Genomic DNA, 23,148 nt, shown 5'->3' on the forward strand with positions numbered 1-23,148 from the left:
TTATGTTAAAAATTGTAACAAAAAACGCTAATCGAAGTTAGCGTTTTTAAATACTTATTTTAGGTTTTACTCCATTCCCAATCCCAGAGTTTGTAAAACTCCAACTATCCATACTATAGGTTTCCAAAGTACAATAAAGCCTATTATTGATAAAACAGAAAAGACTGACCAATACCAAAAACCGCCATCATGTGCGAAAACAGGAAACCATTCGTTTAACAGCATATAAATTCCAAAAGGGATTGCTGCTAATACTAATACTATCCATACAATACATTTTATAATGAAAACAATAAAGTTTAATAATAATTGAAATAACATGATTGTGTAAGTGTTACGACTTTCGTCTGATTAATAATGATTTAGTTTAAATAATTGTGTAGATTAGTTTTTAGAATTAGGAATATAAACTTCATCTTCCAATGCAGTAATTAATCCGGTAACCAAGAGCGAAAGTCCAACGCCAATAAGCCCTCCCGTTTGAGGATTTTTACCAAGGTGATTTGCAATTGCCATTCCTGCGGCAGCAGATGTAGATATAATGGTACTTAAATTAGTAAAGTCCATTTCGGTGTTTTGCTTTTTAAAAAGATTTTTCATGATACTTGTTTTAAATTTAGGCTGTAAAAATATCATTCGTTACTGCCAATTTGTGTCAGTGTTAGATAAAGCCAAAGCGACAGTAATTGTCAGTTTGTTTTTCTATTTTTGAAGTATGAAAAATGAAAACAAAGAGCATAAACCTCTTAACTCAACACAGGTAGCACAAACCAGTATTTTGATTGATACCTTAACTAAAAGACCTTATCAAAAAATAGGACAATTAGTTATAAAGTTAGGTATTACAAAACCCAAGATTAGTGATCGCACTTTTTATAGACTTATTGATAAATTATTTATTATTTATGGAATAAAAATTACATTTGATTATAAAATTGGGGGGTATTTTATTGACGAAAAAGAAAGTAGTAATACGGAATCTTTTTTAAGTCATATTGAGATATTGGCATCAGCTGAGCTTTTTACTTCTAATTTTGAAGATAAAATAAATCCACTTTCTTTAATTGAATTTGAAACAAAGGCTATAACGGCATCTATTCACAATTTTAAAATTGTTTTAAAAGCTATTCAAAAAAGATTACCTATAAGTTTCATGCATGATAGTTTTTATCATCTTAAAAAAGAAGAGTATTTGCTTAAACCCTATTTCCTGAAACAATATCAGAACAGATGGTATGTAGTTGGCGAAACGGATAAAGGCTATCGAACTTTTGGAATTGACAGAATTGAAAATATCAAATTAGGGACTAAGAAGTTTAAAGCGAAAACTGACGAAGCAAAAGAGAAATTTAGAAATGTTATTGGGCTAAACTATGTTGATCATAAATTGCAAACTATAAAACTTTCATTTCATTTCTCGCAAAAACCTTACGTACTTTCACTTCCTATACATCATTCTCAAAAAGAAATCAATATGGATAACGTAGATACTTTTGATATTGAATTATACATTCATCCTAATTTTGAGTTCAGCCAGCAAGTTTTAAAATATGGAAGTTTGGTTAAGGTAATAGAACCAAAATGGCTGGCAGAAGAGATAAAAGAGGAGTTGAGGAAGGGGTTTGGGAATTATTGAAAAAATAAAAGGTTCAACTTGTAATATAGTTGAACCTTTAAAGTTTATCGTGTTATTTCATCTTGACTTTTAATTAAAATTTCTCTTACGAGTGCCTCTGATTCTTCAATTAGATCACAACCAAAGCTATCTGTCATTTTGTATCCTATTCCTGCTGCTGCAATTTGCCCAACAAATGGAATATATTTTAAGACTTCTTTAGACCCAATATTTACAGAAAGTCTTTTTAATAATATCATTATTCCTTCTCTAGCAATGAATTTGGTTGCATATTGCGCAACTTTTGCTTTAATGGCTGTAAAATTAGCAGTATTCCCCATTCTTTTCGATAGCTCATCAATACTCTTTTCATCTAATCCATATATATTTTGAATTTCCGTTGACATTTTTATTAAAATGGCAATGTCAAGCCCAATATCTAAACCTGGAATTGGGTTAATTCCATTTGCAGCAGCTGCATAAGCACCATAACTAACAGCTTTTTGCGCAACAATACTTTTTTCTTTTAAAACTTGTTCATTTAAAGGTGCAACATCAGCTATAAAGCGCTGTTTTTTTATTCCTGACAAGTTGTGTTGTATATCGATCAATAATTTTGACAAATCCATTTTTAAGGGTTCTCTGGAAGAAGTCAAATAAATACCTTTAATGTCAATATTTCCAATATTGCTTTTAATGTCATTTTTTACTTTTTCAAAGACTTCATATTCAGTCAAGTTATCGTCGTGCATTCCATCATTAATTGATGTGTCCATTTTTGTGCGAACTACATAAACAGGTCTTCCAATTCTAATCATTTCTTTAATTAGCCAAACATCATTTTCGTAAAAACGATTTGCGGTTACAACAATTACAGCGTCAAAGCTTTCTAAATTGCAATTTTCTAAATAAGTTTTAATCGGAAATTTTTCCGTACCGCAACCAGGTAAATCTGAAAAATGAATACCATTGCTGACATACTTTTTAATATTCAAAGTTGTCTCGGTAATTCCTACTTCTGCTACTTTTCGTCCAATAATAGCATTAATTAATGAAGATTTTCCGGCTCCACTTTGTCCGGATATTGCTATATTTACTGTTGCATTTTTTATTGAATCATATTCTTTTTTTAAATTTTCAATAATTTCAGAAATACTCAGGTTTTCAAATACTGTTTCCATTTTTTTGTTTTAAAGATTAATAATTAATTCGCAAATGTAATTTGTCAAACTGTCAATTCTTGTCAGTCCTAAATTATTTTAGATACAGGAATAGAGTTCCTCATTAAACGGGAGATACTCGAATTTCTGTACAACAGTATTTGCAATAAAAATTACAAGATTTTGTTTATGGGTTATTCTTCAAAAATAAATCATCACTAATTCCCTAATGGTTTTACCTTATAAACACCAATAAATTTAACATGAAACGATTCTTTTGGTTTATAAACAAAAAAGCACTCGTTAAATGTTAACAAGTGCTTTTCAATAAAGAGTATAATATATTAAACCAGTAACAAAATTGTTACAGTTGTACCCTGATTTTCTGTAAAGGCAATTTCGATTGAATCGGTTTTTAAATCCTGCAAAAGAGAAAGACGTTCTTTTGTTAACTGAATTCCTTTTGATTGGTGTAGTTTGCTTTTTTTAGCAGCATTTAAACTCATTCCGTTATCTATGATTTTGCATTCCAGAATATTTTCTGAAATCAATTGAAAGGAAATAATCAATTTTGGGGCAATACTAGATTCGTTGAAAGCGTGAACAAAAACATTCTCAACAAAAGGTTGCAAAAGCATTGTCGGGATTTTTGTAAAACAAGTATCGACTTCTTTAGAAATTTTAATTTCAAAATCTATCCGATTATCAAAACGCATATTTTCGATTGTAATATAGGCTTCGAGATATTCTATTTCTTCGTCAATCGTAATCAATTGTTTGGATGAGTTTTCTAGTGTTTTTCGAATTAATTTTGAAAATTCGCTTATGTACAGCAACGAGTTATCAATATCGTTGCTTATTATAAAATCCTGAATAGCATTCATAGCATTAAAAGTAAAATGCGGATTCATTTGACTCAATAATGCTTCAAGTTTGGTTTCTGCAATACGACGCTGAATAATCATTTTTTCATTCGATTTTCTTTTTATTCGAATAAAAATATAAATCAAAACTCCAGATAAAATAGTAATAGCTATCGTAATAAACCACCAGCTTAACCAAAAAGGAGGCTGGATTTTAATTTGCAGAATGCTGAAAAATCTTGATTTTCCGGCGTTCATATCAAAAACTTCAATGTCTAAATTATAGTTTCCGGAAGGAAGATAAGGCAAAAATAAATTCGTTTTTTCGCTGTAAGGGCTCCAGCGATTATTTTCGTTTAATCGATATCTGAATTTTAATTTGTTAGGAAATGAATGCCCTTTCGGAACAAAATCTATCGAAAAAGAATTGTGTTTATAATCTGAAATTAATTGTTTTGAATTGTATCTAAACCATTTATATGCTGAAGGTTTTAACTGAATATTATTGATTGCTATTTTGTTGATTTCGATTTCCGAGACAGTTAATTGTGCGGTAATCAAACGGTTTAAATCTATGTTGTAAAAACCTTTTTGCGTTCCTAGCCATAAGGTGTCGTCAAAAATTTGAGAAGTCGTAATCCTGCAATCTTTTAAACCTTGTTCTTTGTCAATTAGTCTTATAACGCCATCTTTATAAATATTGATCCCTTTTTCGGTACCTATCAAAATAAAATCTTTATAAGATTCCAGAAATAAAATAGTACTCCCGCTAATCTGCTTTTTTGAAATCGTTTTTAGGACTTTAAAAGATTTGGAATCGTCAACAACGAAAACATCACCAAATTCTGCCGCTAAAATGAGCTGTCCTTTGTTGTTTTTTGTAATGTGTTTAAACTTTTTTTCTTTCCAGATTCCGTCTGCTAAATACGATTGAAATTGCCCATTTTTATACACATACAAACCATTAAAAACAGATAAAAGATACGTTTTGTTTTTATTAGTTAGAATTTTTACGATGTATTGCGGTGTTTTTTTTTCGAACTTTGAATAATGAGTATTTTCCAGCGTTTTTAAATTTTCATAAACGCGGGTTCCTGCATAAGTAATAGTTTCGATTAGTTTGTTATCGTACGTAAACCCAATTTTTAAACTATGTTTGGGTAAATAATTAATTAGTTTGTAATTTTCATCAATTTCAAAAATTCCGATGTTGCTATTAATCCAGAAAGAATTTTGATTTTTTACAATTTCATAAAACTCAATTTCATTTGCCGGAATATCAAAATTCAATTCAAAATCTCTTGATTCTGCTGATTGTTTACTTAATATGTTTTTTCCTTTTTTGTAAAAACTCATTTCAGTTTTCTTAAAATCTTCGAGTGAAATTGATTTTACAATTTGCTGTTTTGAGTTTAGAACTTTGATTCCTCTTTTTTCTAAAATTAATTTATGATTATTGAAATTTTCAAAATCAATAATAGATGTATTTTCAAAAGAATTGTAGTTGATAATTTGATTTAATCTTACCTGATAAATTCCATTGTTGTTTGAACCCACATAAAGTATGTCATTAAAGTGATCGTAGACAACATTTAGTAATACTTTAGAATCAATTCCGTACGCAACAGAAACATCCGTCATCTTATTTTCTTCAATTGTATAAAGTCCTCCGTCAGGCGTATATACACCCCAAGCCGCAGCAAAAATGGTATGTCTTTTGTCTTTTGCAAATTGCCAGACAAAAGATTTTCCAAAATTTACAGATGATTTGTCTCCTTTTGAGATTTTATTGAAGTCAAATTTGTTAATATGACCTTCATTTCCGCTATAAAGGGTTGAATCAAAGAGACCTAACGAATACGAATTTTTATGCAAAATGACAGGTATAATACGAGGAATAACAGTTGATTCGTCAATTTTAAATAAACCTTGAAATGTAGAAGTAAAATATACTATACCATTATACGCAACAAAGGCTATAGAAATAAAATCTTCTTTATGTGCTGGTACTTTTGGAGTTATGAGTTTGTTTGTTTTAATGTCAATTATAGAAACGCCTTGTTCTGTACCAACATAAACTTTGCCTTTATAAGGAAAAACTTTTCTTGTTTTGTTAGCCAGAAGTCCGTTTTTGGTTGTAAAAACCGTAAACTTTTTACCATCAAATTTACTTACGCCGCCGCCATAACTGGCAAACCACATATTTCCGTCAGAATCTTCGTTAATATCCCAACAACTATTGTGGCCCAAACCGTTACTTTCGTCAATAGTGGTAAAAGTTCCGTTTTCCATTCTTGAAACGCCATTTTCAGTACCAATCCATAAAACATTTTTCGAATCTAAAAAAAGAGAACGAACCGCATTATTGGGCAAACCATCTGAGGTTGTGAAATTTGTAGATGGAAAATATTGACCAAAAGTAAATGATGTAATAAAAAGAAAAAAGAGCTGAAAAAAAATCTTATTTGGTGATCGCATCAATAAGCTCTTTTTTATTGAATGATTTGTCTGAAACAGGAATTTCATCGCCGGAAGTCATTTCTAAAATATAATCGTCAGATTTGAAATTCTTAACATATTCGGCATTGATCAAATAGCTTCGGTGTACTTTTAAAAATCGAATTTCAGATGCTAATAATTCACATACTTCTTTAAATGATTTTGAAGTATGATGCAGCGATTCTTTAGTGTGAATAATGGTATAAGATCCATCAGATTTACAAAAAATGATTTGATTTACATGAATTACTTCAAAACCTGTTTTGGTAGGAAATGCAATTCTTTGTTTTGCAGATGTTGGCTGATTTAAATTTTCAGCCAGTAACTGATATCGGTTTAAGTTGAGTTTGATTTCTAAAACAGATTCAAGTCTGTTAATTGCAGTTTTAAAGTCTTGTACATCAATTGGTTTCACCAGATAATCTAAGGCACTTTTGCGAATTGCTTCGATCGCAAATTCTTTATGAGCCGTTGTAAAAATGATTTCAAACGGAATATTTTCATATTTAGAAAGCAATTCAAAACCATTTTCATCGGGCATCTGAATATCCAGAAAAACAAGGTCTGGTGTGTTCTTTTTTATTGAAATTAAAGCTGAAGAAACAGAATTACACTCATCAACGATTTCGATTTTATCTGTGAAATATCTATTGCATAATTTTTTCAGAAAACTACGTGCATGAGATTCATCATCAACAATAATGGCTTTAATTTTCATGGTTAAAAATTTGAATTATAATCCTTTCAGGTTTTTAATTTGAAAGGATTAATTTTAGCGTTTTCTTTTTCGGGTTGCCATATATTCTTCAATAGCTTCTTTAGTAGTGTACCAGTTTCTGCCTTCTTTATAAGCATCAATTTTTCCGGTTCTGGCTAATAAGCTAACATATTCCTGACCGTACGGAGTTTGTGGTTCGCTAACAATATCAGAGATTTTTTGATAATCATAAACGCTTCCTGGCATTGCGCTTAAATAAATATTTAAAGTTCGCTCTAAAGCCTGGCACATCAAAAGTGTTAGTTTCTGATAATGACCATTATTTGCCTGATTGAGCGCTTCATAATATTTTTTCCTGTCATTTTTAAGAATAATAGCAGGCGGAAAACCACAACGCATTAATAACAGATTCATACTCAAACGAACTGTTCTGCCGTTACCATCAAAAAAAGGATGTATCCATACCAGTTTGTGATGATAAATTGTAGCGAGTTCTATATCATTTAAATGAAGTGGATTTGTATTAATAAAATCAATCAGTTCATCCAGATAATCTGAAACTTTGTTGGCATTTGGAGGCATAAAATTAGCTCCTGAAATTCTAACGCCTCCATTTCGTAATCGTCCTGCAAAATCATCTTCGATAGAACGCAAAACTAATCCGTGGATCGAAAGAATATCAATACTTCTAAGTTTGTAACTGTCATCTACTATCGAATACAAATAATCAATTGCTTTGTCATGATTATGGGTTTCAAAATGTTCTCGAAGCGATTTTCCTTTTATCGTTATTCCTTCCTGAATTACCATTTGGGTTTCTCTCAGACTCATCGTATTTCCTTCAATACTGTTTGAGTTGTATGTCCATTCTAAAGATAAACTTTCGCGAATTTTATGTAAAGCAATATTGGGCAATGGTCTGCTGTTTTGCAAATCCTGCCTTTTTTGATACAATCTGTCAAAAGTTGATTGAAATTCAGCTCTATATGTTAAGTCTATATCCCACATTACACTCCAAAGATACTTCTTAATATCGGATAAATCAAAAAAAACAACTATCCGATATTAAATTTATTCAATTGTCATTGAACGGAGTTTGGTTCTGTAGGCTTCAAGTGCTATAGATTTGGAAATGAAGCCATAATATTTATCATTTCGTATAACGGGAAGAAATGCCGATTTAGATTTTTCGAACTTACTCATTACAATTTCCATACTGTCAAAAGAATAAATGATAGCTGGAGGAGTCTTCATTACATCTTTGATTTGAGTGTATTTAACCCGATAAGTATTAAAGATAATTTCACGAATATGATTAAAATGCACAATACCAACGAGTTTTTTTTCATTGTTTACAACAGCAAAAACTACCTGATTAGAATGTGATATAAGATCAACCAGTTTGCTTAAATTATCATCAGGATAAACGGTTAAATAATCGCACTGAATTATTGTTTCAATGTCTAAAGTCGAAAGGATATTAGAGTCTTTATTGCTAGTGAAAGCGTGACCTTTTTTGGCAAGTCCTTTTACATCAAGCGAATATTTTTCAAAACGTTTTGAAATTGCAAAACTTATCGAAGACACAATCATCAAAGGGATCATTAAGCTGTAACCGCCTGTTATTTCTGCGATTAAGAATATTGCTGTCAGAGGAGCATGAAATAATCCACTCAATATTCCTGCCATACCAACCATAGTAAAATTAGTAATAGGTAATTTTGACAATCCAATGAGTGTAATAAATTTTGAAAAGAAATAACCTAAATAGGAGCCTAAAAACAAAGATGGGGCAAAATTTCCACCATTCCCGCCACTTCCTATTGTCAGTCCCGATGCAAATACTTTAATCATCATTGTAGTTCCAACAAAAAGAAGCAAAATCCATTGATTATTTCTGAAGTCTTCAAATAAAGTATTGTCTAATAATTTTCCAGGATCAGTTTCTGATAAAGTCCTGATGCTTTCATAGCCTTCTCCAAAAAGAGTAGGAAAAATAAAAATAAGTAAAGCCAGAATTGAGGAACCGAATAATGCTTTTTGATAAGCATTCATTTTTAATTTCGAAAAGTAATGCTCGACTCTTTGAAAGTTTCGGGCATAGTAAACAGCCATAAATCCGGTCAATATTCCCAAAAGAACATAAAAAGGAATGTTATGATAATCAAAAGCTTCTTGTTTTTTGAAAGATAGCAGAATGGTTTCATCTAATACAATGGCAGAAACCAAAGCACCGGTAGCTGCTGAAATCATAATAGGAGTGAAGGCAGAAATACTTACATCGACCAATAAAACTTCAATAGCAAAAAGAACTCCGGCGATAGGTGCGTTAAACGCAGCAGCAATTCCTGCTGCCACACCACAGCCAATAAGTAAAGTTCTGTCTTTATAAGGTAATTTATAGTTTTGTGCGAAATTTGATCCAAAGGCTGCTCCTGTAATTACAATTGGACTTTCAAGACCGGCTGAACCTCCTAAACCAACAGTTAATGAACTCGTAACGATTTGAGCATACATTTGTTTTTTAGGAATGATACTGGCTTTCTTGGCTACTGCATATAATATTTGAGAAGTTCCTTTTTCAATACTTCCGTTTAATATTCTATTGACAACAAAAACGGTAAGTACAATTCCGATAATTGGAAAAATACTGGGAATGAAACTTAGTTTTAAAATGTCATTGACATATGTAGCAAAAGAAAAAACACTATGGGCAAAAGTTTTTAAAACAATTACTGCAAATGAACAAGATATACCTATTAAAACACTTGATAAAAAAATAAACTGCTTTGGAGTCATTAAGGATTGAGCCAAAGAAATAATACTTTCTAATTTTCTAAAATATTTATTAAGCATTTTGTTTGTGAAAAATTATGGATATGATATAGCAAATTTAGGCTTTAACATTCAAATCCGGATGATTTAGTTATAAATCTTTGTAATAATTAAAATCCTGGATGGGAGGCTTAGAGGCTTCTTCTCTTGTAGAAAAAAGTAGTATATGATTTTTTTTTTTATTTTTTTCATAATGGGTAAATATTGGTTTTATAGAATCAATTTGATTTTATAAGGAAAGTAATTTTTGTTTGGATTGTTGTTGAATGTCTTCAAAAAAACTAGTGAACTCATCTTCAAAATCAGTATAAAATTCTTTTAATTCTTCGCTGGCAAATTGCATTTTGGATATGTTTTTCGATCTTCGGTCCATTTGAGTTAAAATCTGATGAATTCCTTCTACTGTACGGTAGCTCAGAAGCCAGTTTCTTTCGATCATGTAAGGCATTAAGTCCTGTGTTTTTTCAGTAAGTATAGCATAATTATCATGCAGTGAATTGTAAAAACGATTGATAAAATCTTCTAATTTTTCATCAGAATATTTTGTCCAGTTTTTAGCTAAAAAATGATCGTAAACAATGTCTACAATTACACCGGCATAATGATGGTATTTTTCGTGTAATCGTTTGGTACTTTGCCTGAAAATGTCATGAGAATCGGTATATGTATCGATAAATCGATGTAAAATAATTCCTTTTTGTACATCATAAGGAAAATGCTCAAATTGTTTTCCACGAATACCATCTGCCATGAAATTACCAATTTTAATTAAATCATTTTCACCGGAAAGGTATATATGGGCAAGAAAATTCATTGCTTTTGAGGTATTAAGATTCTAAGGAATTGAGTAGCTAAGATCGTCATTGTAAATGTATAAAAAACTTTTTAAATCATTTTTGTTAAAAAAATAGTAGTTTTTTGTCCTTAACATGTAATGATTATTTTAAAATCTTAATGCTATAACCTCTTAGTAACTCAGCAACTTTTTTATATTTGTAATAAATAACTATAACTCACAAAAATGACTTTAATAAAATCGATTTCAGGAATACGCGGAACTATCGGTGGAAAAGTAGGAGATAACCTGACTCCTGTTGATGCTGTGAAATTTGCATCGGCATACGGAACCTTTTTAAAAAATAATACTTCAAAAGAAAAATTAACCGTTGTAATTGGTCGCGATGCCAGAATTTCAGGGCCAATGATTCATAATCTGGTAGTAAATACGTTGATTGGCTTAGGAATTAATGTAATTGATCTTGGACTTTCGACAACGCCAACTGTAGAAATTGCTGTACCATTAGAAAAAGCTGATGGCGGAATTATTTTAACGGCTTCTCATAATCCAAAACAGTGGAATGCGTTGAAGTTATTGAATGAAAAAGGAGAATTTTTAAGCGGAGCTGAAGGTGCAAAAATTCTTGAAATTGCCGAAGCAGAAGCTTTCGATTTCTCAGATGTAGATAATTTAGGGGAAATTACAGTGAATGATGCGTATATGGATATTCATATCGACGAGGTTTTGAATTTGCCTTTGGTTGATGTTGAAGCTGTAAAAGCAGCAAAATTTAAAGTGGTTGTTGATGGAGTAAACTCTTCAGGCGGAATTATTATTCCAAAATTATTAGAACAAATGGGGGTTGAAGTCGTAAAATTGTATTGCGAGCCAAACGGACATTTTCCTCATAATCCGGAACCATTAAAAGAACATCTGACCGATATTTCAGAATTGGTAGTTAAAGAGAAAGCACATTTAGGAGTTGTAGTAGATCCGGATGTTGATCGTTTGGCATTTATCAGCGAAGATGGCGAAATGTTTGGAGAAGAATATACTTTGGTTGCTTGTGCAGATTATGTATTGAGCAAAACTCCAGGAAATACAGTTTCAAATATGTCTTCATCACGTGCGTTGCGAGATGTGACTAATTTTCATAACGGAAGCTATGAAGCCAGTGCGGTAGGCGAGGTGAATGTAGTGGAATTAATGAAGAAAAATAATGCTATTATTGGGGGAGAAGGTAATGGAGGAATTATTTATCCGGAATCACATTACGGAAGAGACAGTTTGGTTGGAGTAGCGTTGTTTTTGACGCATTTGGCTAATAAAAATATGTCAGTATCGGCATTACGCGCTTCGTATCCGGAATATTATATGAGTAAAAATAAAATTGAACTGACACCACAAATAGATGTTGATGCAATTTTAGTTGCCATGACTGAAAAATATAAAAATGAAGATATTACAACCATTGATGGTGTCAAAATTGATTTTGCTGCGGAATGGGTTCATTTAAGAAAATCAAATACAGAACCGATTATCCGTATCTACACAGAAGCTTCGTCTCAGGAAAAAGCAGATGTTTTGGCTCTTCGTATTATTGATGAAATAAAAGCAATTGCAGGAATTTAAGCTTTAGAATCCCTGGTACAAATAAAAAAGTTTGATGAAAATATTTTCATCAAACTTTTTTATTTTTTTAGATCGGATTTTTTTAATACTTTTTAACCTTAGTCAGAGCGGTTTTGTAATTTTCGTTTACTTTTTCCCAATTGATTAGTTTATAGAAAGCATCAATATAACTGCCTTTTCTGTTTTGATAATCCAGATAATAGGCGTGTTCCCATAGGTCAATTCCTAAAATAGGTGTACCTGGTATCAGGGCGTTTCTCATCAAAGGGTTATCCTGATTTTCGGTAGTTGTAATTTGCAATTTACCTGCTCTGTCTACAACCAGCCAAACCCATCCTGAACCGAATTGTTTAGTCGCCTCATTTTTAAATTGAGTTGTAAGATTACTAAAAGATCCAAATTCTTTATTGATTGAACCTGCTAAAGTATCTTTTGGAGTTTGTTCTTTTGGTGTTAAAATATCAAAATAAAGGGTGTGATTGTAGTATCCTCCTGCATTTTGACGAAGTTTTGCATTGTTCATATCCATTTTTTTTAGGATATCTTCAATGGGAGCATTTTCAAATTCAGTCGAAACAATTTCTTTATTTAAATTATTGGTGTACCCTAAATAATGTTTAGAATAATGGGTTTCTAAAGTCAATGATCTTATAGCAGGTGCTAAAGCATCATACGCAAAAGGGAGTTTTGTGAGAGCAAATGAACCCTCATCTGCTTTTACATCGGCAGGAATACCTATTGTGATTTTTTCTTCTTTTGTAGGTAAAGGAACTTCAACAACTTCGGTCAGTTTATTGTCATTACAGGAAAATAACATCAGTAATGAAGCTGTGAATGTAAAACGTATGATGTTTTTCTTCATGATTTAATTATTTTGATGTTAATGAATTAATTATTTCAATATAATTTTCTTTAGCTTCTTCAATAGATATATGACTAATTTGCATCCAGGCATTTGTTTTGAATGCATCGCGTAAATCAAAATTTTCAGATTGATTATATACTGCAGTTCCAAATGTAGCTTGTTTATAATATGCATAAAGTCTTAACTGCACATCTTGCGGCAGTGAAGCTTGTGTCATTTTCATAGCGGTTTCTACAGCTTCTGAAAAACGAATATCTAAGTCTTTTTTAGTCATTTAAGCTTTTGTAGCAATAATAGTTTTACCTCCAACTGCTTTTTGGTTTAACACCACATTAATTGGAGTACCTAAAGGTAAAAATAAATCTACTCTCGAACCAAATTTAATAAAACCGGCATCAGTACCCTGAATGACCTGCATTCCTTCCTGAGCATAATTTACAATTCTGCGTGCCAATGCACCGGCAATTTGTCTGTATAATATTTGTCCAAAAGAATCATTTTCAATTACAACAGTGGTTCTTTCGTTTTCTTCACTTGCTTTTGGATGCCAGGCTACTAAAAATTTTCCAGGATGATATTTGCTGAATTTTATAATACCATCCATCGCATAACGTGTTACGTGTACGTTAATAGGAGACATGAAAATAGAAACTTGCAAACGTTTGTCTTTAAAAAATTCACCTTCATAAACTTCTTCAATAACTACAACTTTTCCGTCTACCGGAGCAAGAATGTGATCACTATTTCTGATTGCAATTCTTTTAGGATTTCTAAAAAACTGTAAGATGATAATTAAAACTATAACACCAGCAATTTGCACAAGTATTCTTAGCCATGAAATATCAATGAATTTGTCAGCAATTAAAAGTACGGCAACAGCAAAAACAGTACCTAATAAAATGGATGGACCTCCTTCTTTATGAAACATAATATAAAATTTGATAAAATAAAAATATAACGGGTGCTACAAATATAACACTATCTAGTCGATCTAAAACACCTCCGTGTCCGGGCATTATGGCGCCACTATCTTTTACTCCGGCGATTCTTTTAAATTTAGATTCGATTAAATCTCCAATTGTTCCAAAAATGCTGGCAATTAAAGCAATAATCGTCCAAATTAAAATAGATCTGCTACTGAAATCAGGATTGGGCTGAATGTATAATTTTGAAATCAGGAAACCTGCAAAAGCAGCAAAAACTACTCCGCCTAGAAAACCTTCTATAGTTTTTTTTGGCGAAATGCGTTCGAATAATTTATGTTTTCCAATGGATTTTCCAACTAAATAGGCAAATGTGTCATTGGTCCAAATCAAAATAAACAAACCAATTATAATTTTTGGATTGTAATCATTGGTACCAAAGGAAATTTTAATGATAAATAAAAAAGGCAAAGTAACATATCCCAGTAAATACAAATATTTTGATGAAATACTTACTTTTTGCACGTTGTCATAAAATAAAAATAAAATACATTTTATTGAGATTACAAGAGTAACAGCAAGCAGGATTAAATCTAATTGTTGGATATTGGTGTTTAAATTTAATTTTGAATTAAATGTGTCTTCCAAAAATAATGTGGTCTGTTTGTTATAATGACTTATTAATATAATACCTGAGTATAATATAATACCAAAAAGAATTGAAAATGTTTTATTGAGGTTGACTAAATTGCAGAATTCATAAATAGCAATAATTAGAAAAATACCAAAAAGAATAATAAAGCTTTCGGTCGAAAACAGAATAGAAGTTAGTAATAAAGCGATATAAACAGCACCAGAAATGGTTCTCTTGAGTGTTTCATTCATCTTAAAGGTCCTCTAAGAGTAATAAGTATAAGTTTTTTGCAACACTTCCGTATTGAGTAAAATCTTCTTCTTTTGCTTTTTCGAAATATTTAATTGTGGTAATATTCGTAGGGTAATCTCTTTCGTATTTTCTTTTAATAGCGCTTAAGCCGTCACTTTTCATAGGTAATATTTGGCTTGTAGTTGCTATTATAACAATATTAGCTGGCAACTCGTTAGGTTTGTCTTGTCTAATTTGTTTTGATGAAAATAAAATGGATCCTTCATCAGCAATAAGATTTTCACAGGAGGCTAATAAAAACTTTGGGCTTTTTGGTGAAATATAGAGCAGTTTATTTTCTTCTAATAATTGAAAAAGCCCTGGTTCATAGCATAAAGCTTCACTTTCAAACCAGTCATTTTCTTCTAAAATATTTTCAAATTGTTCTTCAACTTCTTGTTTGTTTTCGCAATACAAAAATTTCCCTCCATTCTTTTTAAAATTAAAAATGAATTGTTCATCTATGGATAAATGACTGTTTGGAGCAGAATTGTTTCCATACTCGCTTTCATTCTCTTCATCAGATGAAGCATTGGCAGAACCAAATATTTTTTTGAAAAAACTCATTTTATATGAAATACTTTACATGTTAATTGAAAACGTTCAAAGATAAAAAAATCTTAATTCAAAAGAGGTTTTTGAATTAAGATTTTAAAAAATATTAAACTTTTCCTTGAAAATTTATGAAACTACTTCTCCTAAATTTTTGTCAAAAGTACGTTTTCCAAATATAGTTTCTAAGTCATCTTTAAAAATAACTTCTTTTTCAATCAATATATCGGCAAGTTGATTTAACTTGTCTTTGTTGTCTTCTAAAATTTGAATGGCTCTTTGGTATTGACCTTCAATTAATTCTGAAATTTCAGCATCAATAATTTTTGCAGTTTCATCAGAATATGGTTTAGAGAAATTATATTCGCTTTGTCCTGTCGAATCGTAATAAGTAACGTTACCAATTTTATCATTCAAGCCATAAATGGTTACCATTGCACGAGCCTGTCTTGTCACTTTTTCCAAATCGCTTAATGCACCGGTTGAAATTCTGTCAAAAGTTACTTTTTCAGCAGCTCTTCCACCCATTGTTGCGCACATTTCGTCTAGCATTTGGTCAGTTCTAACGATTTGTCTCTCTTCAGGTAAATACCATGCGGCTCCTAAGCTTTGTCCACGAGGAACAATAGTTACTTTAATAAGAGGAGCAGCGTGTTCAAGCATCCAGCTTACAGTTGCATGTCCTGCTTCGTGAATTGCAATTGCTCTTTTTTCTTCAGGAGTAATGATTTTGTTTTTCTTTTCAAGACCTCCAATGATTCTGTCAACAGCGTCTAAGAAATCTTGTCTGTCTACTGCAGCTTTGTTGTTACGGGCAGCAATTAAGGCGGCTTCGTTACAAACATTTGCAATATCTGCACCTGAAAATCCCGGAGTTTGTTTTGCTAAGAAATCTAAATCAAGACCTTCTACTTTTTTGATAGGAGCTAAGTGAACTGCAAATATTTCAGCTCTTTCACGAATATCCGGTAAGTCAACAAAAATTTGTCTGTCAAAACGACCAGCACGCATTAAGGCTTTGTCAAGTACATCAGCTCTGTTGGTTGCGGCTAAAACAATTACGTTAGAGTTTGTACCAAAACCATCCATTTCTGTTAGTAATTGGTTTAAAGTGTTTTCTCTTTCGTCATTTCCGCCAGACATATTACTTTTTCCTCTCGCTCTACCAACAGCATCAATCTCGTCGATGAAGATAATAGCAGGAGATTTTTCTTTTGCTTGTTTGAATAAATCACGTACACGTGAAGCACCCACACCAACGAACATTTCAACAAAATCAGAACCTGATAACGAGAAGAAAGGCACCTGAGCTTCTCCTGCAACAGCTTTTGCAAGTAATGTTTTACCAGTTCCCGGAGGTCCTACAAGTAAAGCGCCTTTTGGAATCTTACCTCCCAAATTGGTGTATTTTTCTGGGTTTTTAAGAAATTCTACAATTTCCTGGATTTCTTCTTTTGCACCTTCTAAACCTGCTACATCCTTAAATGTTGTTTTGATGTCTGTTTTTTCATCAAAAAGTTTAGCTTTAGATTTTCCAATGTTGAAAATTTGCCCGCCTCCGCCAGCACCTCCGCCGGACATTTTACGCATAATAAAAATCCATACACCAATGATGATGATGATAGGAAGTAAACTAACTAAAATATCGCTCCAGTTGCTTGCTTCTTTAAAGTCATAATCGACTAATTTTTTTTCTGCCTTAGCTTTGTCAAGTTTTTCCTGAAAAGATTTTAGATCACCAAATTTAGTAGTGTAATGAGGCCCTTTGTTGGGGTTGTCAAACATATCTTTGGCTACTTTTTTATTCGCAGGGTCTTTTAATGCTGCATCTGAAAGGTAAATTTCAGCATCTTTATTATTGAAAATAATAACATTTTTTATTTGCCCTTTGGCTAACATGTTGTCAATGTCAGACGATTTTAACTGAGCAGGTTCGCTTAAATTAGAACCTCCTGTTGCAAAACTTATAAATAAAAAAACCAGAAGTATTGCAGTGTATATTAACCAGGGACTTATTTTAAATTTACTCGGATTTGGATTATTATCTTTAGCCATTAGTAGAGAAAGTTTCTTTTAGTATTTGTTTTCGATCGTAGTTATTTTGGCATCACCCCAAAGGCTTTCGATATTGTAGTATTCACGAATGTGTTTTTGAAAAACATGTACCACGATATGTACATAATCAATAAGAACCCATTCGGCATTATCGGTTCCTTCTACATGCCAGGGCTTATCTTTTAAGTCTTTAGATACTGTTTTTTGAATTGAGTTTACAATGGCGTTAACCTGAGTATTTGAACTTCCGTTGCAAATGACAAAATAGTCACAAACTGCCGTGTCTATTTCTCTTAAGTCAAGAATATCGATATCATTTCCTTTTACTTCTTCAATCCCTTTGATTATGTTCGCCAATAGAACATCATTATTAATAGTCTTTTTCGCCATGAATTATTTTATATGAATTTGTAAAGTTACCAAAATTTGTGGTTATTTTTGAACCTTAACAAAATATTAAATTAAGTTATTTAAATTATTTAAATGAAACTAATCAAACTCGATGCCATAGATTCAACAAATGACTTTCTTAAGGCGTTATCAAGTCAGGATGAACTGGATAATTTTACAGTGATAACGGCTGAAAATCAGACAAAAGGGAAAGGTCAAATGGGGGCGAAGTGGGAGTCTGAATCAGGTAAGAACTTAATTATGAGTGTCTTGGTTAAGGATTTTTTGTATGATAATGAACAGGTTTTTAATATGAGTATTATAGTTTCATTAGCTGTAATTGAAACATTAAAAGCATTAAATATTCCTGATTTAAGTGTAAAATGGCCAAACGACATTATGTCATATAATAAGAAAATTGGTGGCATACTTATCGAGAATACCATTAAAAGTGATGGCAGAATCGTGTCAGTAGTTGGTTTGGGGCTAAATGTTAATCAGACTAATTTTCAATATTTGCCCCATGCTTCTTCACTTAAAGTAGTTTGTAATGTTGAATTTGATAAAAATTCTCTGCTTTTTTTAATCGTTGAAAAAATAAAAAGAAATATAGAATTGTGGGAAACCAATTCTACTGCCTTTTGGAAAGAATATTTCAATACCTTATTTCGAAAAGGAGTTCCAATGCCATTTAAAAACCTGGAAAATCAAAACTTCATGGGAATCATTCAGGGAGTTTCTTCTATTGGAAAATTACAGATTTTATTAGAAAATGACTCAGTATCGGAATTTGATATTAAGGAAATTCAGATGCTTTATTAAAAAGGTTCTAAGTTTCGGAAGTCTGAGTTTCTAAGATTTTTTAATCACGAATTTTATAGTTTCAAACCGTTTTATACGGATTTTTTTTAAACAGCAACCAATGTGAGGCTGAACGTCCCGAAGCTTCGGAAGATGTCCTTTTAAATTAAAAAAAAATATGTCTTTGTGAGAGATATTTAGCATTAATTTCTTAATACATTTTCTTGTTGATGTTTTTTCTTCGGACTTAATTTTTTACTCCAATAAAAAGTATAAATTCCGCCTAAGATACCAGGCGCAATCCAAACAATTAAATTCGAAATATTAAGACCGGCAACAATAAAAGCAGTTATAGAAGCAGTAAAAGCACCTGTCATCATTCCGGCATGTTTGACCAGCCATTTTTTATTGTTGACTGAAAAATTCTTATAAAAAATAAAATCTTTAATACTCAAATATGCTCCAATTGCTCCAAAAATTGTAAAAAGAATTCCGTTTACAATATTGTTTATTTGACTGTAAGCGCCAAGCAAAAGCATGATTAAAGAGAAAAATAACATACTTCCTGAAAGTAATTTGTCAATCCATTCGGCATTGGTTTGAAATCTGTAATTGAGAGCTCGATTTCCGGAAAGAACCAGATAAATGGTAAATATTCCAATAAGGAAAAGAAAAATGTTCTGATGTTTTGGCATCCAGCAAATCGGAAGAATAATCAAAGAGTTCACTATCATCGAAACAGAAAATATTTTACCTGCTTTTTGATGTAAAACGTTTCCTTTTTTTAGTAAAATGCTTGCCATTCCGGCAACAAGTCCAATTCCTCCAAAGAAGGCGTGGATATAAATAAAGATTCGGATAACTGTTTCCATTTAGGTTTGTTTTAGTTTAATGATTCAAACTTCTCACAAAAAATTGGTTTGATAAAAAAATCCTGACTCAATTGTGTTTTTCTGAGGATGAGTTGTTTTTTTGGAGGTTCATAGTTACAAAGAGAGATACAGATTTAAAGTTTTTTTGTGTATCGTTTTTCAGGCTGATCGTTGCAATGTTTCGTGAGAATGCTTTATTAAAATTCTAAATTTTGCGCTTTTGTGTTCTTTGTGAGAAATAAATCTGCAACAATCAAAAAAAAAGTCCGATTCGAAAATCAGACTTTTGATATAATTGGTAATTCTCAAATCAAAATGGATAATTACAGTTTGGTCATGTTGTTAGCCAAAGTTTCAATAAACTTACTTATTGGTCCTTTAATCATCATAGCCATCATGGCATTAAATTCTCCTTCAAAAAATAACTGAACAGCGCTTTCTGAATCAGAAACACTATCAATATTTGAAACTAAAGTAAAAGGAAGTTTATCACTTGCAGCTCCCAAAACAATTTTGTTTGGAGCTATCTTGTCTTTCATTTTAAGTTTTATCTCCGGCATCCCTTTTAGTCCAAAAATAAAAGCATCTTCGCCAATTACTTCAAATTTAGCAATATTATCAGGCATTAATTTTTCGAAATTCTTTACATCAGACAGTAAATCAAATAATTCCTGAGCTGATTTCTGAACAGTAACTTTTGGACTTTCTAAGTTCATATGTTTTATTGTTTTTTTATTGTTTTCCAGTAAAGTGACTAAGGTTGATTTAATTATAAACTATTCCTGTCTCCAAGTTGACGGACTAACGCTCCAATCTTGTAAAGCCGTTTGCTGGTCTTCGCTGATGTATTGTTTCTGAACAGCTAAATTAAGTAAATTCTCGTAGTTGCTTAAGGTAAATAAATCAATATTAGCATTCTTGAAGTTTTCTTCGGCAACACCAAAATCGTAGGTGAAAATAGCTGCCATTCCTTTTATATTGGCACCTTCATTGCGTAAAGCCTCTACAGCCATCAAGCTGCTGTTTCCTGTACTGATTAAATCTTCTACAACAACAACGTTTTGACCTTTTTGTAAAAAACCTTCAACTTGGTTTTGTCTTCCGTGTTTTTTAGCCTCAGGACGTACGTAAACAAAAGGCAATCCAAGGCTTTCGGCAACAAGAATTCCAATTCCAATGGCTCCTGTGGCAACTCCGGCAATAACATCTGGTTTTCCAAATTGTTTTTCTATGTTTTTCGCAAATTCATCACGAACGTAATTTCGGATGACAGGAAATGAAAGAATTAACCTATTGTCGCAATAAATAGGTGATTTCCATCCGGAAGCCCATGTAAAAGGATTTTCTGGATTCAATTTAATTGCATTTATTTGCAAAAGCAATTCTGCTGTTTTTTCGGCGGTATCTTTATTAAAAATCATAGTACAAATGTATAAAGTTTTTGTGAACGACAAACCACTTTTTTTGACAAATGAAATCTCAAGAGAGACTAATTTTCAATTATTCTTGTTAGAAAGTATTGATATAGAGCAGCTTATTGTGAAAATATTTCAAAATAAAATTCAAAAGGCATATTTGTACCATCCTGACGAAAAGGAAATCATGAAGACTCTAAAAGCCAAAATACCTGTAAATAAAGCAGGGGGAGGTTTTGTGTATAATAAAAAGGGAGAGGTTTTATTTATTTTTAGAAACGGAAAATGGGACTTGCCAAAAGGCGGAACAGAAAAGGGAGAAGAGATTGAAAATACTGCCATGCGGGAAGTTGAAGAAGAAACCGGTGTCAATCAACTCCGAATTACAAATAAACTCCAAAAAACGTATCATGTTTTTAAACGCAACGGAAAATACAAACTAAAAATCACGCATTGGTTTGAAATGCACACCGATTTTGAGGGAACTCCACAAGGCCAGCTTGAAGAAGGTATCGAAAAAGTAGCCTGGCTGAATCCTGAGCAAATCAAAGAGGCATTGAAAAACTCTTATGAAAACATTAAATTGTTATTTGAAGAAGAAAGTCAATTGAAATAACAATTACAAAAATCAATGGCAATGTCAAATTCCAAATTTTGAATATTTTAATTTTTTGAATATTTAATGAAATTGATTTTTTAATAAAGTCAGACAGAGATTTTATAAAAAATATTTGCACATTTTGCTCTTAAAAATCCTGAAAGCAAGAATAACCTTAAACTTGAAACCACTTTTTTTAACTATTTTTGCAAAATGAATAAAAATCACCATTCCAATAATATACTTTCGAATTTAGGAATTAACAGTCTAAACGAAATGCAGGATGCAGCACATGATGCTGTTTTAAACGAAAATAATGTTCTATTACTTTCGCCGACAGGATCAGGAAAAACACTGGCTTTTTTATTGCCGGTTTTAGAATTATTACAGCCTGAAATCCTTTCTGTTCAATGTTTAATTTTAGTGCCTTCGCGTGAATTAGGTTTGCAAATTGAACAAGTTTGGAAAAAAATGGGAACCAGTTATAAAGTAAATATTTGCTATGGCGGACATTCAATTGATACTGAAACTAGAAATTTAAGCAATCCGCCAGCCGTTCTGATAGGAACTCCGGGTAGAATTGCAGATCATATTGACAGAGAAACTTTTCGTACAGATAAAATTCAGACTTTAATTCTGGATGAATTTGATAAGTCACTCCAATTGGGGTTTCATGAGCAAATGTCATACATAATTGGGAAACTTACGAAATTGAATAAACGTGTTTTGGTTTCGGCAACTTCAGATATCGAAATTCCAAAATACACACGAGTAATCAATCCAACAGTTTTAGATTTTATTCCTGAAGAAGAGGAAAAAACGAATCTTTCGATGAAAATGGTGGTTTCGCCATCAAAAGATAAATTGGGAAGTTTGTTCAATTTGATTAGTTCTTTAAAATCTCAGTCGGCTATTATATTCTGTAATCATCGTGATGCCGCAGAGCGTATTAGTGATACGTTAAATGAAAAAGGGATTTACGCTACTTATTATCATGGCGGAATGGATCAGGAGGAGCGTGAACGTGCATTGATTCAGTTTAGAAACGGAAGTATAAGTTATTTAATTACTACAGATTTAGCTGCCCGTGGATTAGATATTCCAGAGATGAAACACGTAATTCATTATCATTTGCCTTTAAAAGAAGATGAATTTACACATCGTAACGGTCGTACAGCACGTATGCAGGCTTCTGGAACAGCTTATATTATTGTTCATGAAAGTGAAAAGCAATTAGATTATATTGATTACGGAATGGAAGTCCTGAATGTAGAAAACGCCACGACTTTACCAAAACCACCTGAATTTCAGACGATTTATATTAGTGGAGGAAAGAAAACAAAACTGAATAAAATTGATATTGTTGGATTCTTTTCACAAAAAGGAAAGTTAGAAAAAGGTGATTTAGGTTTGATTGAAGTAAAAGATTTTATTTCGTTTGCAGCAGTAAAATATAATAAAGTAAAAGACTTGCTTAAGAATATAAAGGACGAGAAGATGAAAGGTAAAAAATTTAAAATTGAAGTCGCCCGTAAGGTTGTTAAGAAAGAAGAAGAGCGTTAATGTTGATAATTTTTTTGATCTTTTGATAAAAAAAATAAAGCATTCTGTTTGGTTTTTAAATTGTAATTTATTGATTTTTAAAAAGTTGC

The 23,148-nt window shown here is 31.7% G+C and carries 23 protein-coding genes; 5 read left to right on the forward strand and 18 right to left on the reverse strand.

Going from position 1 to position 23,148, the window contains the following annotated elements:
* Positions 1 to 66: 66 nt before the first annotated feature.
* Positions 67 to 321, reverse strand: a complete 255-nt coding sequence (locus FLV_RS12665; protein WP_243234272.1) for a hypothetical protein — start codon at positions 319 to 321, stop codon at positions 67 to 69.
* A 63-nt stretch (positions 322 to 384) separates the two neighbouring features.
* Complete coding sequence (locus tag FLV_RS12670) at positions 385 to 600, reverse strand: hypothetical protein (protein ID WP_243234274.1); 216 nt, start codon at positions 598 to 600, stop codon at positions 385 to 387.
* Positions 601 to 715: 115 nt separating this feature from the next.
* On the opposite strand from FLV_RS12670, the gene FLV_RS12675 reads away from it, so the two are divergent.
* Positions 716 to 1,636 (forward strand): WYL domain-containing protein, encoded by a 921-nt coding sequence (locus FLV_RS12675; RefSeq protein ID WP_243234275.1) that lies wholly within the window; start codon positions 716 to 718, stop codon positions 1,634 to 1,636.
* A gap of 44 nt (positions 1,637 to 1,680) precedes the next feature.
* On the opposite strand, the gene FLV_RS12680 is transcribed toward FLV_RS12675, so the two are convergent.
* The 6 genes from FLV_RS12680 to FLV_RS12705 form a co-directional block, all read right to left on the reverse strand.
* Complete coding sequence (locus tag FLV_RS12680; RefSeq protein ID WP_243234283.1) at positions 1,681 to 2,796, reverse strand: GTPase; 1,116 nt, start codon at positions 2,794 to 2,796, stop codon at positions 1,681 to 1,683.
* A 323-nt stretch (positions 2,797 to 3,119) separates the two neighbouring features.
* Positions 3,120 to 6,116, reverse strand: coding sequence for a histidine kinase (locus FLV_RS12685; RefSeq protein ID WP_243234285.1), 2,997 nt, complete (start codon positions 6,114 to 6,116; stop codon positions 3,120 to 3,122).
* Positions 6,100 to 6,855: a LytR/AlgR family response regulator transcription factor gene (locus tag FLV_RS12690; RefSeq protein WP_243234291.1), complete on the reverse strand. Its 756-nt coding sequence runs from the start codon at positions 6,853 to 6,855 to the stop codon at positions 6,100 to 6,102. The genes FLV_RS12685 and FLV_RS12690 overlap by 17 nt, the downstream gene beginning before the upstream one ends.
* A gap of 54 nt (positions 6,856 to 6,909) precedes the next feature.
* Positions 6,910 to 7,863 carry a Fic family protein gene (locus FLV_RS12695; protein WP_243234295.1) on the reverse strand — a complete coding sequence of 318 codons (954 nt, stop codon included), beginning with the start codon at positions 7,861 to 7,863 and terminating at the stop codon, positions 6,910 to 6,912.
* A gap of 63 nt (positions 7,864 to 7,926) precedes the next feature.
* Positions 7,927 to 9,711, reverse strand: coding sequence for a chloride channel protein (locus FLV_RS12700; RefSeq protein ID WP_243234297.1), 1,785 nt, complete (start codon positions 9,709 to 9,711; stop codon positions 7,927 to 7,929).
* A gap of 208 nt (positions 9,712 to 9,919) precedes the next feature.
* Positions 9,920 to 10,504 carry an ACP phosphodiesterase gene (locus FLV_RS12705; protein ID WP_243234299.1) on the reverse strand — a complete coding sequence of 195 codons (585 nt, stop codon included), beginning with the start codon at positions 10,502 to 10,504 and terminating at the stop codon, positions 9,920 to 9,922.
* Positions 10,505 to 10,711: 207 nt separating this feature from the next.
* Between FLV_RS12705 and glmM the strand changes: the two genes are divergently transcribed.
* Entirely contained in the window at positions 10,712 to 12,100 is a 1,389-nt protein-coding gene (gene glmM, locus FLV_RS12710; protein ID WP_243234304.1) for a phosphoglucosamine mutase, read from the forward strand.
* A gap of 82 nt (positions 12,101 to 12,182) precedes the next feature.
* Here the strand turns inward: glmM and FLV_RS12715 are convergent, their stop codons facing one another.
* The 7 genes from FLV_RS12715 to rsfS all read right to left on the reverse strand — a co-directional run bounded on the left by FLV_RS12715 (position 12,183) and on the right by rsfS (position 17,810).
* Positions 12,183 to 12,962, reverse strand: coding sequence for a superoxide dismutase (locus FLV_RS12715; protein ID WP_243234306.1), 780 nt, complete (start codon positions 12,960 to 12,962; stop codon positions 12,183 to 12,185).
* Between the two features lie 7 nt (positions 12,963 to 12,969).
* Positions 12,970 to 13,239, reverse strand: a complete 270-nt coding sequence (locus FLV_RS12720; RefSeq protein WP_243234308.1) for an acyl-CoA-binding protein — start codon at positions 13,237 to 13,239, stop codon at positions 12,970 to 12,972.
* Positions 13,240 to 13,893 carry a phosphatidylserine decarboxylase family protein gene (locus tag FLV_RS12725; RefSeq protein ID WP_243234310.1) on the reverse strand — a complete coding sequence of 218 codons (654 nt, stop codon included), beginning with the start codon at positions 13,891 to 13,893 and terminating at the stop codon, positions 13,240 to 13,242.
* Entirely contained in the window at positions 13,883 to 14,773 is an 891-nt protein-coding gene (locus FLV_RS12730) for a phosphatidate cytidylyltransferase (protein WP_243234312.1), read from the reverse strand. Before FLV_RS12730 ends, FLV_RS12725 begins: the two co-directional genes overlap by 11 nt.
* Before the next feature lies 1 nt (position 14,774).
* Positions 14,775 to 15,380 carry a lactate utilization protein B/C gene (locus FLV_RS12735; protein ID WP_243234314.1) on the reverse strand — a complete coding sequence of 202 codons (606 nt, stop codon included), beginning with the start codon at positions 15,378 to 15,380 and terminating at the stop codon, positions 14,775 to 14,777.
* A 114-nt stretch (positions 15,381 to 15,494) separates the two neighbouring features.
* Positions 15,495 to 17,420 (reverse strand): ATP-dependent zinc metalloprotease FtsH, encoded by a 1,926-nt coding sequence (gene ftsH, locus FLV_RS12740; protein WP_243234321.1) that lies wholly within the window; start codon positions 17,418 to 17,420, stop codon positions 15,495 to 15,497.
* Between the two features lie 18 nt (positions 17,421 to 17,438).
* On the reverse strand, positions 17,439 to 17,810 hold the full coding sequence (rsfS, locus tag FLV_RS12745; RefSeq protein ID WP_243234329.1) for a ribosome silencing factor: 372 nt from the start codon (positions 17,808 to 17,810) through the stop codon (positions 17,439 to 17,441).
* Positions 17,811 to 17,903: 93 nt separating this feature from the next.
* Here rsfS and FLV_RS12750 point away from each other — a divergent pair, with 93 nt between their 5' ends.
* Positions 17,904 to 18,632, forward strand: a complete 729-nt coding sequence (locus tag FLV_RS12750) for a biotin--[acetyl-CoA-carboxylase] ligase (RefSeq protein ID WP_243234336.1) — start codon at positions 17,904 to 17,906, stop codon at positions 18,630 to 18,632.
* 182 nt (positions 18,633 to 18,814) lie between these two features.
* Here FLV_RS12750 and FLV_RS12755 read toward each other — a convergent pair whose 3' ends face one another.
* The 3 genes from FLV_RS12755 to pyrE form a co-directional block, all read right to left on the reverse strand.
* Positions 18,815 to 19,483 (reverse strand): hypothetical protein, encoded by a 669-nt coding sequence (locus tag FLV_RS12755; RefSeq protein WP_243234344.1) that lies wholly within the window; start codon positions 19,481 to 19,483, stop codon positions 18,815 to 18,817.
* 323 nt (positions 19,484 to 19,806) lie between these two features.
* Positions 19,807 to 20,199: an SRPBCC family protein gene (locus tag FLV_RS12760; RefSeq protein ID WP_243234345.1), complete on the reverse strand. Its 393-nt coding sequence runs from the start codon at positions 20,197 to 20,199 to the stop codon at positions 19,807 to 19,809.
* Between the two features lie 60 nt (positions 20,200 to 20,259).
* On the reverse strand, positions 20,260 to 20,904 hold the full coding sequence (gene pyrE, locus FLV_RS12765; RefSeq protein ID WP_243234347.1) for an orotate phosphoribosyltransferase: 645 nt from the start codon (positions 20,902 to 20,904) through the stop codon (positions 20,260 to 20,262).
* A 7-nt stretch (positions 20,905 to 20,911) separates the two neighbouring features.
* Here pyrE and FLV_RS12770 point away from each other — a divergent pair, with 7 nt between their 5' ends.
* A complete protein-coding gene (locus FLV_RS12770; RefSeq protein ID WP_243234355.1) occupies positions 20,912 to 21,514 on the forward strand; it encodes an NUDIX hydrolase in 603 nt (200 codons plus the stop codon).
* A gap of 195 nt (positions 21,515 to 21,709) precedes the next feature.
* Entirely contained in the window at positions 21,710 to 23,059 is a 1,350-nt protein-coding gene (locus FLV_RS12775) for a DEAD/DEAH box helicase (RefSeq protein WP_243234357.1), read from the forward strand.
* Positions 23,060 to 23,148: the final 89 nt, after the last annotated feature.

Source organism: Flavobacterium pectinovorum (assembly GCF_022802975.1).
GTDB lineage: Bacteria > Bacteroidota > Bacteroidia > Flavobacteriales > Flavobacteriaceae > Flavobacterium > Flavobacterium pectinovorum_B.